12 protein-coding genes are annotated in these 13,674 nt (G+C 58.6%); 7 read left to right on the top strand and 5 right to left on the bottom strand.

Annotated elements, in window-relative coordinates; translation table 11 throughout:
• Positions 1–14 precede the first annotated feature (14 nt).
• The 3 genes from cysT to BMX75_RS11490 are packed head-to-tail and all read left to right on the top strand — an operon-like array spanning position 15 to position 2,787.
• A complete protein-coding gene (gene cysT, locus BMX75_RS11500) occupies positions 15–869 on the top strand; it encodes a sulfate ABC transporter permease subunit CysT (RefSeq protein ID WP_092828053.1) in 855 nt (284 codons plus the stop codon).
• Positions 869–1,696 (top strand): sulfate ABC transporter permease subunit CysW, encoded by an 828-nt coding sequence (gene cysW / locus BMX75_RS11495; RefSeq protein WP_092828051.1) that lies wholly within the window; start codon positions 869–871, stop codon positions 1,694–1,696. The genes cysT and cysW overlap by 1 nt, the downstream gene beginning before the upstream one ends.
• Positions 1,693–2,787, top strand: coding sequence for a sulfate/molybdate ABC transporter ATP-binding protein (locus tag BMX75_RS11490; RefSeq protein WP_092828049.1), 1,095 nt, complete (start codon positions 1,693–1,695; stop codon positions 2,785–2,787). Before cysW ends, BMX75_RS11490 begins: the two co-directional genes overlap by 4 nt.
• A gap of 49 nt (positions 2,788–2,836) precedes the next feature.
• Here BMX75_RS11490 and BMX75_RS11485 read toward each other — a convergent pair whose 3' ends face one another.
• On the bottom strand, positions 2,837–3,454 hold the full coding sequence (locus BMX75_RS11485) for an alpha-ketoglutarate-dependent dioxygenase AlkB family protein (RefSeq protein ID WP_092828047.1): 618 nt from the start codon (positions 3,452–3,454) through the stop codon (positions 2,837–2,839).
• A gap of 174 nt (positions 3,455–3,628) precedes the next feature.
• Between BMX75_RS11485 and BMX75_RS11480 the strand changes: the two genes are divergently transcribed.
• Positions 3,629–4,222: a YajG family lipoprotein gene (locus BMX75_RS11480; RefSeq protein WP_092828045.1), complete on the top strand. Its 594-nt coding sequence runs from the start codon at positions 3,629–3,631 to the stop codon at positions 4,220–4,222.
• Between the two features lie 43 nt (positions 4,223–4,265).
• Here BMX75_RS11480 and BMX75_RS11475 read toward each other — a convergent pair whose 3' ends face one another.
• The 3 genes from BMX75_RS11475 to BMX75_RS11465 are packed head-to-tail and all read right to left on the bottom strand — an operon-like array spanning position 4,266 to position 5,930.
• Positions 4,266–4,901 (bottom strand): class I SAM-dependent methyltransferase, encoded by a 636-nt coding sequence (locus BMX75_RS11475; protein WP_092828043.1) that lies wholly within the window; start codon positions 4,899–4,901, stop codon positions 4,266–4,268.
• 18 nt (positions 4,902–4,919) lie between these two features.
• Positions 4,920–5,555 (bottom strand): TIGR04211 family SH3 domain-containing protein, encoded by a 636-nt coding sequence (locus BMX75_RS11470; protein WP_092828041.1) that lies wholly within the window; start codon positions 5,553–5,555, stop codon positions 4,920–4,922.
• 48 nt (positions 5,556–5,603) lie between these two features.
• On the bottom strand, positions 5,604–5,930 hold the full coding sequence (locus BMX75_RS11465; RefSeq protein WP_066322166.1) for a DUF1820 family protein: 327 nt from the start codon (positions 5,928–5,930) through the stop codon (positions 5,604–5,606).
• A gap of 368 nt (positions 5,931–6,298) precedes the next feature.
• Here BMX75_RS11465 and BMX75_RS11460 point away from each other — a divergent pair, with 368 nt between their 5' ends.
• Together BMX75_RS11460 and BMX75_RS11455 are read left to right on the top strand one after the other, a co-directional pair.
• Positions 6,299–8,341, top strand: coding sequence for a hypothetical protein (locus tag BMX75_RS11460; protein WP_092828039.1), 2,043 nt, complete (start codon positions 6,299–6,301; stop codon positions 8,339–8,341).
• Positions 8,338–9,096 carry a TlyA family RNA methyltransferase gene (locus BMX75_RS11455; protein ID WP_092828037.1) on the top strand — a complete coding sequence of 253 codons (759 nt, stop codon included), beginning with the start codon at positions 8,338–8,340 and terminating at the stop codon, positions 9,094–9,096. The genes BMX75_RS11460 and BMX75_RS11455 overlap by 4 nt, the downstream gene beginning before the upstream one ends.
• Here the strand turns inward: BMX75_RS11455 and mscK are convergent.
• Positions 9,093–12,377, bottom strand: a complete 3,285-nt coding sequence (gene mscK / locus BMX75_RS11450) for a mechanosensitive channel MscK (RefSeq protein ID WP_245748513.1) — start codon at positions 12,375–12,377, stop codon at positions 9,093–9,095. The two genes, BMX75_RS11455 and mscK, sit on opposite strands and share 4 nt — an antisense overlap.
• Before the next feature lie 199 nt (positions 12,378–12,576).
• Between mscK and BMX75_RS11445 the strand changes: the two genes are divergently transcribed.
• The gene (locus BMX75_RS11445; RefSeq protein ID WP_092828033.1) at positions 12,577–13,614 is read left to right on the top strand and encodes a phospholipase A; all 1,038 of its coding nucleotides are present in this window, start codon (positions 12,577–12,579) and stop codon (positions 13,612–13,614) included.
• Positions 13,615–13,674: the final 60 nt, after the last annotated feature.

Raw genomic sequence — 13,674 nt, 5'->3', positions numbered from 1 at the left:
CGCCGGACTGAGCCATGAGCTACTTCGCCCTTCGACACTCCGGCAGCGCGCGCGTGCTGCCGGGTTTCGGTCTTTCCATGGGTATCAGCGTACTGTTTATCTCGCTGGTACTGCTGCTGCCCATTACCGGACTTTTCGGCCAACTCGCCGGACTTAGCCTCGCCGAGTACTGGGCAATCATCACCGAAGGCCGCGTCGTCGCCAGCTACATGGTCACCATCGGCGCAGCCGCCGTCGCGGCGTTGGTCAATGCCGTCTTTGGCCTGCTGCTGGCCTGGGTGCTGGTCCGCTATGACTTCACCGGCAAACGACTGCTCGACGCGCTGATGGATTTGCCCTTCGCCTTACCCACCGCAGTGGCTGGCATTACCCTGGCCACTCTCTACGCAAGCAGCGGCTGGATGGGCGGCTGGCTGGAGTCACTGGGGTTTCAGGTTGCCTACACCTGGGTCGGCATTGCCCTGGCCATGGCGTTCACCAGCATCCCGTTTGTAGTGCGCACCGTACAGCCCGTACTCGAAGACATGCCCGCCGAAGTCGATGAGGCGGCGATGTCCCTGGGTGCCACTGACGGTGTCGCGTTTCGCCGGGTCATCATGCCTCACTTATGGCCGGCACTGGTGACTGGTACAGGGCTTGCGTTTGTACGCTCACTCGGCGAGTTCGGCGCCATTATCTTTATCGCGGGTAATATGCCTTACGAAACCGAGATCACCGCGCTGATGATCTTCGTCAAGCTGCAGGAGTACGACTACGCGGGGGCCTCGGCAATCGCCTCGGTGGTGCTGTTTGTCTCGCTTGCCCTGTTGCTCGCGATCAATGTCTGGCAGGGGCGGTTTATTCGCCGCTTGCATGGAGGTAAGGGGTAATGCGTCGGATTGGTGATGCACCACTTGTCCGCCGCCTGCTGATTGCAGCAGCGGTGGGCCTGTCGGGGCTTTTTCTACTGCTGCCGCTGGTCGCCATTTTCGCTCAGGCTTTCTCGCAGGGTGTCAGTGTGTTCTGGTCAAACGTCAGTGACTTCTACACCCTGCACGCCATTGGCCTGACCCTGGGCATTGCCCTGCTGACGATCCCGGTTTGTCTAGTGTTCGGGGTGGCGCTGGCCTGGCTGGTAACGCGTTTCAGTTTTCCTGGCCGCCGCCTGCTACAAACGTTGATTGATATCCCCTTCGCGGTGTCGCCTGTCGTTGCGGGGCTTATCTACCTGCTGCTCTACGGGCGCAACGGCTGGATAGGCAGCTGGCTGAACAGCCACGATATTCAGCTGATGTTCGCCTGGCCGGGGATATTGATGGTGACCATCTTTGTCACCTGCCCCTTCGTCGCCCGGGAACTGATCCCCTTGATGCAGGCCCAAGGCTCGCGAGAAGAAGAAGCGGCCGTGACGCTCGGCGCTTCAGGGTGGACAACATTCCGTCGCGTCACCCTGCCCAACATCCGCTGGGCACTGCTTTACGGCATCATTCTCACCAACGCCCGCGCGGTGGGTGAGTTTGGGGCCGTCTCGGTGGTATCCGGGGCGATTCGCGGCCAGACCAACACCCTGCCTCTGCACCTTGAGCAGCTTTATCAGGATTACAACGCCGTGGGGGCTTTTGCCTGTGCGGCCCTACTCGCATTGATTGCCCTACTGACGCTCGCCGCCAAGGCGGGACTGGAATGGCGCGCGTCGCGCCGGGAGGCATTTGCATGAGCATTCGCTTAGACAATATCGCCAAACACTTTGGCGCGACTCAAGCGCTGGAGCCGATCAACCTGGATATCCAGGAAGGCGAGCTGGTTGGCCTGCTGGGGCCCTCCGGCTCGGGCAAGACCACTCTGCTGCGCATCATTGCAGGGCTTGAAACCGCCGACCACTCCCCGACCCCCGGCAGGATCCTATTCGGCGAGCGCGACGTGACCCACGTGCATGTCCGTGACCGGCGGATTGGCTTCGTGTTTCAGCATTACGCCCTGTTCCGGCACATGAGCGTCTACGACAACGTCGCGTTTGGCTTGACCGTCATGCCCCGTGCCAAGCGGCCATCTGCCCAGGACATTCGCGCCCGGGTGTATCGTCTGCTCGAAATGGTCAAACTCGAAGCCTTTGCCAACCGCTACCCGGCACAGCTATCCGGCGGCCAGCAACAGCGCGTGTCACTGGCCCGTGCGCTGGCCGTCGAGCCGGATGTGCTGCTGCTTGACGAGCCGTTTGGCGCGCTCGACGCCAAAGTGCGCCAGGAGCTGCGCCGCTGGCTGCGTCATCTGCACGAAGAGTTCAACTTCACCAGCGTGTTTGTTACCCACGACCAAGAAGAAGCCCTTGAGCTTTCGGACCGCGTCGTCGTAATGAGCAATGGACGTATTGAGCAGATCGATACGCCGGAAACCCTCTACCGGGCACCCCAAAACCGCTTTGTGTTTGAGTTTCTCGGCGACGTCAATTATCTGGAAGGCAAGGTACACAACGGCACGCTCACCTGCGGCGACGCGCACCTGGCAGTGGACCTGCCGGACGGCGACGCAGAATTGCTGCTGCGGCCCCATGAAATCCGCCTCGCCGAGCAGCCCACCCCGGAGAGTCACCTGCCGGTGACGATCACCGCGATCTCCCCCGTGGGCGCTGAAGTCCGGGTGGAACTGGAAGCTGACTGGCTGGCAGAGCCCTGGTTGGCCACAGTCCGTCATGCCGACTTCAACCGCCTGGCATTGCGCCGTGGGCAAAGGCTTTACGCCCATCCGCGGCATTGGCGACGCTTCCCCGAAGCGACGGAAAACGCGGAGGTGCAAACTCACCTTGCCTAGCAAAACGGTTGCCCCAAACGGGTAGCCGTTTTCTGGTGGATTCCCTACCTCAGAAGCGCATCTGCCTAAACGTCAGATTCACCCGTGGGTCCGTCGACTTCCTGGTTTTAGGCAGGCTATGCAGCCAGTTTTTCTGGGTACTGCCTTTCATGATCAACAAGCTGCCGTGCTCAAGGCTCAGCGACAACCGCTCGCCGGTGACTTTATGCTTGAAGGAAAATCGTCTCGCGCTGCCTAGCGTCAACGACCCGATCGCCCCCTCTTCAACCAGCTCTTTTTCGCCATCGCTGTGCCACCCCATGCCTTCATCGCCTGAGCTGTAAAAATTACACAGACATGAGTTGAAGCTATCACCGCTGCTTCTCTCCACCCGCTGTTTTATCTCGCGCAAGAAATCAGGCCACACCAACGCCGTCTTGGTATACCCGGAGTACGTATAAGAGACGGGCTCATCCGCGTACCAGGCCACCTTCCTCTGGGTCACCATCTCTTTACCAAACATGAACGCACGATCATGCGCCCAGCTAAGCTGACGGATGCATTGCGCCAGATAACGATCCGCCGTACCGGCGTCGAGGATTTGTCCGTGGTAATAGGCTTCCCCGTCCTGCGGCAGCAGGTTGATCAACTTCATTTCGTCGTTTTCGAACAAGTCGTTATGCACCATCGCAATGCCTGGTCGGTGTCCATGGAGCGAAGCCAGCTTTGCACTGCGAAGAGTGGCTCACAGTCAGCGGTTAAACACAACGTAGCAAACCCGCATCGTCTGATCATACCGCTTGCGCACTAGCAGCGTTATACTGGTGTTTTGATGACAGTTTCAACCACAGCGGAGAACCCCATGCTACGGCGTCATTTGCTCACTTTATCTGCCACCTTGCTGGCCACGGTGTGGCTGGCGGGCTGTGCCAGCCCCCACTACCTGCAGCTTTCCCCCGAACGTACCGCCAAGGTTCCTTCGGTCGGTCAGGGGCAGGAAGTGACTGTTCTGGCGCAGGATGGCCGCGACAGCGAGGTGATTGGCAACCGTGCAGGCGGCGGCATGTCCACCGCGCAAATCACCGTCAACAGCCATGAAATCATCCCGCGCTTGCAGCAGGAAGCCGAGCGGGCAGTCGCCGACATGGGCTTTACACCCACCCGGCAAGCCGCCGATGGCCGCCCCAGCCTGACGCTGGAGCTGGCAAGCCTTACCTATGCGCAGGGCAACAGCGATCAGCCATTGATCGACGAAGCTCGGATCGAGGGAGTGCTACGCGCCATCGCTCGCAATGACGGCACCACCTATACAGGCACCTACACATCCCGGCGCAATCAGGAGTACGCGATCAAGCCTGACAAGGATACCAATACGCGTATGATCAATGATCTCCTCAGCGATGCGCTGAATCGTGCCTTCAGTGATCGGGACCTTGGTCAACTACTGGCCCGCTAAGCTTGGTCGCTGTTGATTTATAGTGATTTAGTGCGTCAGCCGTTTATGGCTCCAACGGTCCTCGACGCACTAAATGCCATACGGTTTCCGATAGCCCGCGCTCATCCGGCTCGACCTCTTCCAGCCGCGACACCCGGAAATTGGGCATGAACAACGCCTCGACTTCCTGATGCGGGACACTGTAAGGAGGCCCGCCGCCCTCGCCCTGGTGGGATACGCTCACCAGCAGCCCCTTGGCCCCCGGCGGCGTCAGCTGGGCAAGATGAAACGCATAACGCTGGCGCGTTGCTTCGGGCAGGGCGATCAGCGCGGCGCGGTCGTAAAAGGCACCGATTTCGCTCGCCTGCTGAATGTGCAAGTGAAAGAAATCGCCACACCAAAGCTCGATATTGCCTTGTCGGCTTATGCTGAACCCCGCCTGCTGATAACGCGATACCGGGGCCGATGACTGGGCAAGAAACTGTTCGATTGCCTCGGGCGCCAACTCAACACCCAGCACGGGATGCCTCGCTTCGGCAAGCCAACGCATATCCAGCGTTTTGCCGCACAAGGGCACTAGCACCTTGGCGTGGTCAGGCACGCCCAGTGAAGGCCAGTAATGGATCAGTGCAGGGTGTGGTTGGGGCAAATGAAAGCCAATACGCCCTTCCTGCCACCGAGCCCGCCAGAGGTCAGTCATATTTGGTCGCCCACACGTTTAAAACCAACGGTCGCGTTTTTTACGCCGACGTGGCAGATGAGGCACGATAAGCCCGACAATCAGGCCTGCCCCGGCAACGCCCCCACCATACATGAAGTAACGCAGCAGCAGGTCTTCTTCCTGGGTATCAAGCCGTGCTTGCAAGGCGCGCACCCGCTCGCTCGACTCGTCAACATGTCGGCTCAACTGGTCGTTACGCGTTTCCAGTTCATCAATGCGCTGCTGACGGGCTTCCAGGGTATCGCGCATGGTGGCCACGCGCTGCTCCCATTCTTCATTGATACCGTCCAACTCATCGGTAAGCGCGGCTACCCGTGACTCGAGTTCTGGCAGTTGCTCGGTGGCACTGGGCGTTTCCTGCAGCTCATCGCTCAAAATCCATACGGCATCGCCACCGTCACCGCGCACACGGGTGTAGTTGCCGCTGGTCTCAAGCACCTCAACCTGCTCGCCGGCATTCAGCGTTCCCACGATGCGGTAACCATCCGTAGGGCCACTGCGTACATAGGTGGAAAGTTCGTCGGTTACCCAGGCCTCATTTCCCGATTGAGCAACCCCATTGACACACCAAACACTGACTAATACACCGGCGGCAACCGCCCGGTAACGATGACAAAATTGAGCTATCTGCATGACGTAATGTCCTGATTAAGTCGCTGCCTTTCGGCAACACTAACGTGTCTAATCTCCGCGCGGCGGTAATGAAAACGGACGAGGAAACTCCGCCACCTGCGCGTCGCTTTTGACGGCTTTCAAAGGTCCCTCTCGCTCCACTTCATCAATGCGCACGATTGCGTTGAGCGGGAGGTAACTTCGCTTGACACCTTCGAAGGTACGCTGCAATTTTTCGCTTGCCGGGTCGATTACCACCCTCGACGCATCTTCAAAGACAAACTCCTCGACTTCAATAAAGCCCCAGAGTTCGCTTTGAAATATCTCGCGCACGTATAAATCCCAAATTTCACCCTGCTGGTGCACCACCACTCGATAAATCGGCTTGGCCGCCATCTTGGCCTTTTCCTCTTGCCGTTGAAACGTTCATTTAGCGGTGAAGCTTAACATATTCCACTGCCAGCGTTTGCCAGCCGGACAACCGTTACATGGCCGACATCACCGCTTGTGTGTAGGGTAGACGTACCTGTTTAACGTTTTCTCCCCAACCGGCAGATATTACCCGTGCCCAGGAGGCCAAACAGGCGCTGCACCACGCTGGCTGGTGCCTCAGTGTCATCGTCGAAAGTATCCCATTTGGTACCCACCGAGGACTGGTCTACGTTAAGGTTGAGAAAGCCCATTCGCTTCGCGATCTACTAAAACATCAAGAAGATCTCGACTTCTATGTATAATCCCCCGCTCACCCGGGACGAGGAGTCATCGTGACCACCGATCAACAGCCAGCGACGCCAGACGATAAGTTAAACGGGCTGCTGACCAGCTTTGACGACGCCGTGCGCCTGCTCTCGCAAGCGCCTGCGTCCTTGAAACCAGCGGAACTACCGCGCGTCTTGGATACAGCTCACGAACTTTTAATGCTGGATGGCGGCACTCAAGCGCTCGAAGAACGTGCGCAAGCGTTTGAGGCGGCGGGCGTCTTCTTGGGTTCCGACTGGGAAACCCCCCAGTACCTGGTGCCAACCCTGACCACGTTTGCGCTTAAAAGCACCGACCCCAACGTGGTAGTCATCGAGACGCTAAGCGAGATTCGTTTACTCGCTGTCGCGAAGGGTGTTTATGCCCATCCATTGGTATCGGAAGAATTTGCCCATCATTACCTGACCCAGGTCATCGCCATCAACCTCTGGCTGCTGTTTACCGCGCCAAGCGAAGCTGAGCGCGAACAGCAGGGCCGCCTGGCCGTCATTCCACGCCAGCTCTTCCAGTATCTGGCTGAACGGGTTGGTTACGAACACATCATTGACCAGTTGATTGACGAGATCTGGCGTATCCTCAAGCAGCGCCCTATTCAGGTCGAGTCTATCAAACAGATGATTACCCAGATCTCCCTGTGCCAGGCGAACCCCGAGATCGACCTGGGGTCTAGCGGCCAGGGTGCCGACAGGCTGGTCAGCTCGCTGTTCGGGCCAACACAGGCGTGTCGCGAAGACCCAGGTATTGATATCTACCGCGAGCGGCTGGATGGCATGGACCAATCGGCTCTACAGGCTGAAGCGACCGGGTTTGCCCGTGCCATGCACGATACCGGACTGGTATCGCCCTATCACGCGGTTCTGCTGCGTCACTTGCTCGAGGAGGGGGATCACCTGGTGTCTGAAGCCTTCGGGCTCTCGTCAACCGGCCGTGATTGCCTGCTGTGTTACCGCGAGCTGGTCCATGCGCTGATTCGCGGCAGCGTTTATCCCGCCACGGCCCAGGCAGTCTACGGGCTGGCCCTGATGCTCGAGCGTGGGATTCTTTACCAGCCACCGGTGGCACCGGCCATGTGGCGCCAGCTCAACCTGCCTATTTCCGAATGGTCCCAGGCACGGCTGAATATTGCCTATGGCGAGTCCGCGTCGCCAAGGGCTCGTTTGCTGGAAGGGGTGCTGTGCATGCTGGGCTTGCCGTTAGGTGTTGGTCAGGGCAATAACCCGACCTGCCAGTCGGCTCGCGCGTTATCAATGTGGGCTTACAATGACCCGGATTACTTATTGCAGATGGTCGCCTGGGCCGCACGGGATGACGAGATCATCATGCACTTCGAAGGCCAGGCCATCTCTTCGATGGCGAGCCTCTCAGGTGTCGCCACCGAGCTACCCATAGATCTTGACCCCGTTTCGTTGATTGTAGTGCCTCACCTGGACCGTATCTACGCCGAGATGGGGCGGCGCTGCGTTGGCCGTGAAGGCGACCCCCACCGCTGGGTAAATCCGGAATTTCACGGCTGGTGGTCTGGCCGCGGCTTTCGTATCAATGTCGATGTTGCGACCGGCAAGTTAATCGACTTGAATGATTTCATTCTTCATTTTTACGCCTGCTACCACCCTTACTACAATGGCAACCAGCCGCTGATTCATCCGCAGCCTGCCGGTATCGCCGTGACAGACAGCGCCGCCCGTTTTATTGGCTGGCACGCCATTACCATCCTGCGCGCTTCCCTTGACCCTAACGACGTGATGCGCATTTATTTTTACAACCCCAATAACGACAGCGGTCAGGATTGGGGCGATGGCGTCAAGGTCAGCACCGCGGGACACGGCGAACGCTTCGGTGAAGCGTCGCTGCCGTTTTCGCAATTTGTTTCGCGGCTGTACATTTATCACTTTGACCCACTTGAGCGCGGTGAACTGGCGACAGTCACCGAAGACGAGCTGGATACCGTTAAACGTTACCTGCAGCAAAGCTGGGGGGCCGAACGGCTACCCGCCACGGAGCTGCAAGCCAACGAAGGCCCTCACCATACCCCGCCCAACGATCCATGATGCGACTTGACCAACTGCTCGTCAGCCAGGGGCTGACGAGCTCACGTACCCGTGCACAGCGCCTTATCCGCAATGGCCGTGTTTCGCTTGATGAGACGAAGCAGGCACTGACCAAACCCAGCGAAAAGTGGCCCGAAGATACCCACCTGTACGTTGCCCCGGACCCTGAGGAGCGCTTCGTATCGCGCGCTGGCCTCAAGCTGGAAGCCATGCTTGACGCACTTGAACTCCGCCTCGACGGACTTGGGGTCCTCGACGTCGGCCAGTCAACAGGGGGGTTCAGCGACTGCGCTTTGCAAGCTGGCGCGCGCCACGTGATTGGTGTCGAAGTGGGCCATGACCAGTTGGACGCACGCCTTCGCAACGACCCACGGATCACCTGCCTGGAAGGCATCAATGCCCGCGCCATGCGTGGGGAAGAGACCCTGCAACAGGCGCTCGCCGAGCACCCCGTCGACCTCGCCGTCATGGACGTGTCGTTTATCTCGCAAACCCTGATCCTGCCTGAGATAGCCGCCCTACTGCCTCGCCATGGACGGCTGATATCGCTGGTAAAGCCGCAGTTCGAGTTGACGTCGAAAGCACTGGACAAACGCGGCGTGGTCCGCGATGCCGCGCATTATCAAGCGGTAGAGGAACGCTTGCGGGAAGCATGTCAGTCGCTGGGGTTCACCATCCAGCATTGGCAAATCAGCCCGATCACCGGCGGCGACGGCAACCGCGAATTTCTGCTTTACGCGCAAAAAAACGATTAGTCACTGGACGCGCCCGGGGGTGACGTTAGCGTTTCCACCTTCACCGACTCCCCCGACGCCCGGTGCAACCAGACATCCATTTGTTCGAAGGCTATGCGTACGCCCGCGTCGCGGAACAGTGCATCCACCCGGCAGTTGATCTCATCGGCGGCAAACAGCCGATCCAGCAGATCGTTGACAAAAATACGCAGTTCAAAGTTGAGGCTATGGGGCCCATAGCTCATGCAGAACACCTGCGGCTCGGGGTCGGCAAGCACTCGGGCATTTTCGTCCGCCGCCTGACGCAACAAGCGGTGCACCGTCGCCAGATCCGAGCCATGGACCACGCCATAGGTCAGCACCACACGGGTCACGTTGTCCGAGAGCGACCAGTTGATCAATTGATCGGTTACGAAGGTTTTATTGGGAATGATGATTTCTTTGCGATCAAAATCGGTCACCGTCGTCGCACGGATGCGCATACGACTCACCGTGCCGTGCAGGTTACCCAGGGTGATGGTGTCGCCAATCCGGATGGGGCGTTCGAACAGGATAATCAGCCCGGAGATAAAGTTGGCGAAGATCTCCTGGAGCCCAAACCCCAGGCCCACACTCAAGGCCGCTACCAGCCATTGTAATTTGTCCCAGGACACGCCAAGCGTGCCCAGAGCCGATACAATACCAGTACCGACAATGGTGTAGGACAACAAGGAGCTGATGGCATAGGCACTACCCTGCTTTAACGTCAGGCGGGAAAGCACCATGACTTCCAGCAGCCCCGGCAGATTGCGCGCCAGAATAAACGTCAATGCGACCACCAGCAGGGCAGCAAAGAGGTCGGAAATCGACAACGCGCTGTCGACCAGTTCTCCGTCGGTGTTATCCCATAGCGACACCTGATCCAAGTACCCCAGCACTGAGAGCAGGTCTGCCCAGACCAGATAAAGCAGGCCACTGAAGGCAACCAGCAAAATCAGCTTGGAGAGGCGCAGCGACTGGGTATTGATCTGCTCCATGTCCAACGGCGGCTCTTCTACGACTTCCAGACCGCCTTCGGCCCCCTCCTGAACCTGGGCACGGCGCTTTGCCAGTGCGCGCCGGTAGGCCAAACGCCTTGCTGCCACGGCCAGACTACGCACCACCGTGGCTTCTACCACCACCCACAGGCCCAGCAGGTAGAGCGTGGCAACAAAGCGACCCACCAGCCGCAACGCCGTGTATTCATATCCCCACACCACCAGCCCCAGCAGGACGACAGGCACTGCCGACATGGCCAGACCCAGCAGCAGACGGAACAGGCGCACGCCAAAGATGGGCACGTGGGCCAGGATCAGCCTGGCCAAGCACACGCTCATTGCCAGCAGCCCCAGTGTCAACAGTCCCATGGCAACCGGCCGTTGGGCGAGCGGCGTCTGAAGACTGTCGGCCAGTGTCGAAATGGCAATCACCGGTACCAGCGCCACCCCAAGTCCGGCCAGCAAACGCCGCAGTTGAGCGTTATAAGCAGGCGACCAGGTGAAGTGTTGCTCAGCCACGCCACCAGCCACCAAAAGCCGCCGCCCCCAGGCGACCACAACCCAGCTCAACGCCAGTTGCACCAGCGCGGGCGCCAGGTTCGCCGCCAGCAGACTCTCGGTGGTACCCAGAGCCACCCCTACTCCCGCCAGCGCCAAGGGCCCTGAGGCTGCCAGCAAGGCGTTGAGGAAAACGGCTCTGGGCGTATGCAGTTGGGTGTCGCTTTTGAGTCGTCCGATCTGACCATGGAGTATCGCCAGGCGCGCCTTGATTCGGCGACGCATAACGGCCAGCAAAAGCCCGGCGGCAAAAAAGGGAATGCCGCTTAACATTGCCCAATCCAGTGACGGCCAGCGATTTGGCAAGGCAGCGCGCCATTCGCCTTCCTGCCACTCGAGGCGTAGATGTTGAGGTAGCTGCCGGAGCCAGTTAACGTCCAACGGACGGCTATTGGCCACCCAGAACAACTGCTCATCAATGGTATTGCGCAAGGCTTGAGTAGTGGCCAGCAGTTGCTGTTGATTGAGCTGCAGCTCGACGGCAGCACTTAACAACCGACCATAGACCTCTTCAAGCTCATCAACCAGTTCGCGGCGCGACTGGTAGAGCCTTGACAGCGTATTGATCAGCGCGGGGGTCGGTTCGACATTGGCATCCTTGAGCCGTTGCCTGGCCAGCTGCTCGGCCTGGCGTAACTGGTCGCGCTGGCGAACCAGATCGAACTGCTTGAGGCGCAAGTCGGCTATTTCGTCCTGCAGATCGCGACGGGGCTGGACGTTGGGCAGCGACTGGCGCTGCTCGCGCAGTATCCGTGACAGCAACTGGCTGCCACGAATGGCTTCTATCTGCTCATTCAAGCTGCGCTGTAGCTGACGCACGTGCTCGAGCTGGCGTTGGGCATCGATATTGTCGCGCACCAGGCTGTTATCCCGCTCGCCCGCCTGCAATAGCGCCAGACTAAGCGATTGGTTACGCTGCTGGGCCTGCTCCACCACAGGGTGACCCGCGGCAATCAAGGGATCCTTCTGGGCAGCATCGGCAATCGCCTGTTCCGATGCCAACCGCCGTTCCCGGTCTATAACGTTTTGCAGCAGATTCAGCCGCTGTTCCTGTTGATCGATTTTCAGCATCAACAGGTCCCGACGCTGCTGGGCAAGATCACGCAACCGTCCGTTGGCGCTCAACTGGCGCTGGTAGAGAGCCACCTCGCGATCGGCAACGGCCCGCTCGAGGCGCAATTGAATCATGCGCGCATCATTCAGGGCGGATAGCTGACGATCCCCCAGTAGCGCTTCACGTTCAGCGGCGTCACGGCGCAGCGATTCCATGCGCTCAAGCGTCACGGCCATGGATTGCTGGGCGCGTTCGGGCAACGTTTGTGCGGTCAGAAACTGCGAATTCACTTCCGCAAGCTGGCTCTGAAGCTGCTGGAGCTGGTTCAGCGCCTCTGCCTGCTCGGACTCCAGTGCCGCCAAGGGTAAATTGCTGAGCTCATCGATCGATGGCATGTCATCGCCATCTTCAACCTCTGCGAGCTCACGCTCGACGGCAATCAGCTCATCAGGCGCCTGACTTACCCGCTCCTCCAGCTCCGCTAGCTGCTGTGCAATGGCATCCAGGCGCTCGTAGGCCTCCAGTGCGGCGATCAAGGCTTGTTGATCCAACTCCTGCTGCGCGTTTAAGGTTTCCTGCGATTCAAGCTGATCAAGCCGTTCCTGGAGCGTGGCTTCGTCGGGGGCATCTTCCAACGCCGCCGCCTTCAAGGCAACGCTACAAAATAGTAGCATCAGGACCAATAACCCTTTCATTGCCAAAGGGAAGGCGAATTTCACCACAGCGCTATGCCTCGCTACGCGTCAATATTAAGCTTGGCTATTGTCGGGGGTTGGCAGTCGCTGCGCAATCATAACAGTTGACTTACGTCGTCAGCATGATAGAACAGCTCAAGCACAGGCATGTGCCCCACCCTATTCATGTGAGTTATCGATGGTCATTCGACACCGACATCTAACACGCTTCTTTGTACTATGCAGCCTGACGGTCTTCAGCGCTCTCACGCACGCCAATACCCGCGAGGATATCGAGGCACGTATCAGCGAGCTGAACAATGAACTTTCCCGCCTTCACCAGCAGCTGGAGCAGGCCGAAGCGGTTGACGCAAATGGTGACGTCAATGAGACCGTCATTCAGTCACCTGAGGTGGTCGCGCTTGAGGATCTCAGCGAGCGGCGCCAGTTGGAACAGGAATCCAGCCGCAATCCCTTTTCGATTACCACGCACCGGACCAACTATTTATTGCCGGTCAGCTATAATGAAAAACAGAATCGCGAAAACTTCAGAAGCGTCTCCTCAAGTTCCCCGCCGGATAATACCGAAGTAAAATTTCAGTTCAGCGCCAAGGTCAATCTGGCAGAGGATGTACTGTGGAACGGCTACGGTGACATATACTTTGGTTATACCCAGCGCAGTTGGTGGCAGGCTTACAACACTGATTCGTCTTCTCCATTTCGCGAAACCAACTACGAGCCCGAAGTGTTTATCGACATCGATGCCCCGTGGGGAGCTTTTGGCTGGGTCAATACCCGTAACCGTGTCGCGGTCAACCATCAGTCCAACGGTCGTTCGGATCCGTTGTCGCGAAGCTGGAACCGTGTCTATCTAGAAAGCATCTTTCAAAGCGGCGACTGGGCCGTTACTTTTGCGCCCCACTGGCGGGTTCCCGAATCCGGAGGCAATGACGATAATCCGGATATTGAACGCTACATGGGTTACGGCGACATCCGTGTCGCAAAACGGCTCGACGACAACCATGAAGTCAGTGGCCAGCTACGGGGCAACCCCAGCGCTGGCAACATGGGAACTCAAATCGACTATAGCTGGCCGACCTTCAATTCCTTACGCGCTCATGTCCAGTACTACTACGGTTACGGCGAGAGCCTGATCGACTACGATCACCGCGTGCATCGCTTGAGCATCGGGTTCAGTTTAAACCCGTTGTTCAGCGCCAGCGGCCTGAACCGATAGGCAATTCGCTTGTCAGTCACTATGCGACTGCTATGCTGATAGCTGTCCATCAACCGTCAA

This window comes from Vreelandella subterranea (assembly GCF_900111305.1).
Classification (GTDB): domain Bacteria; phylum Pseudomonadota; class Gammaproteobacteria; order Pseudomonadales; family Halomonadaceae; genus Vreelandella; species Vreelandella subterranea.
The sequence above is the reverse complement of the archived record's forward strand: the minus strand, read 5'-3'. Positions and strand labels throughout refer to the sequence as shown.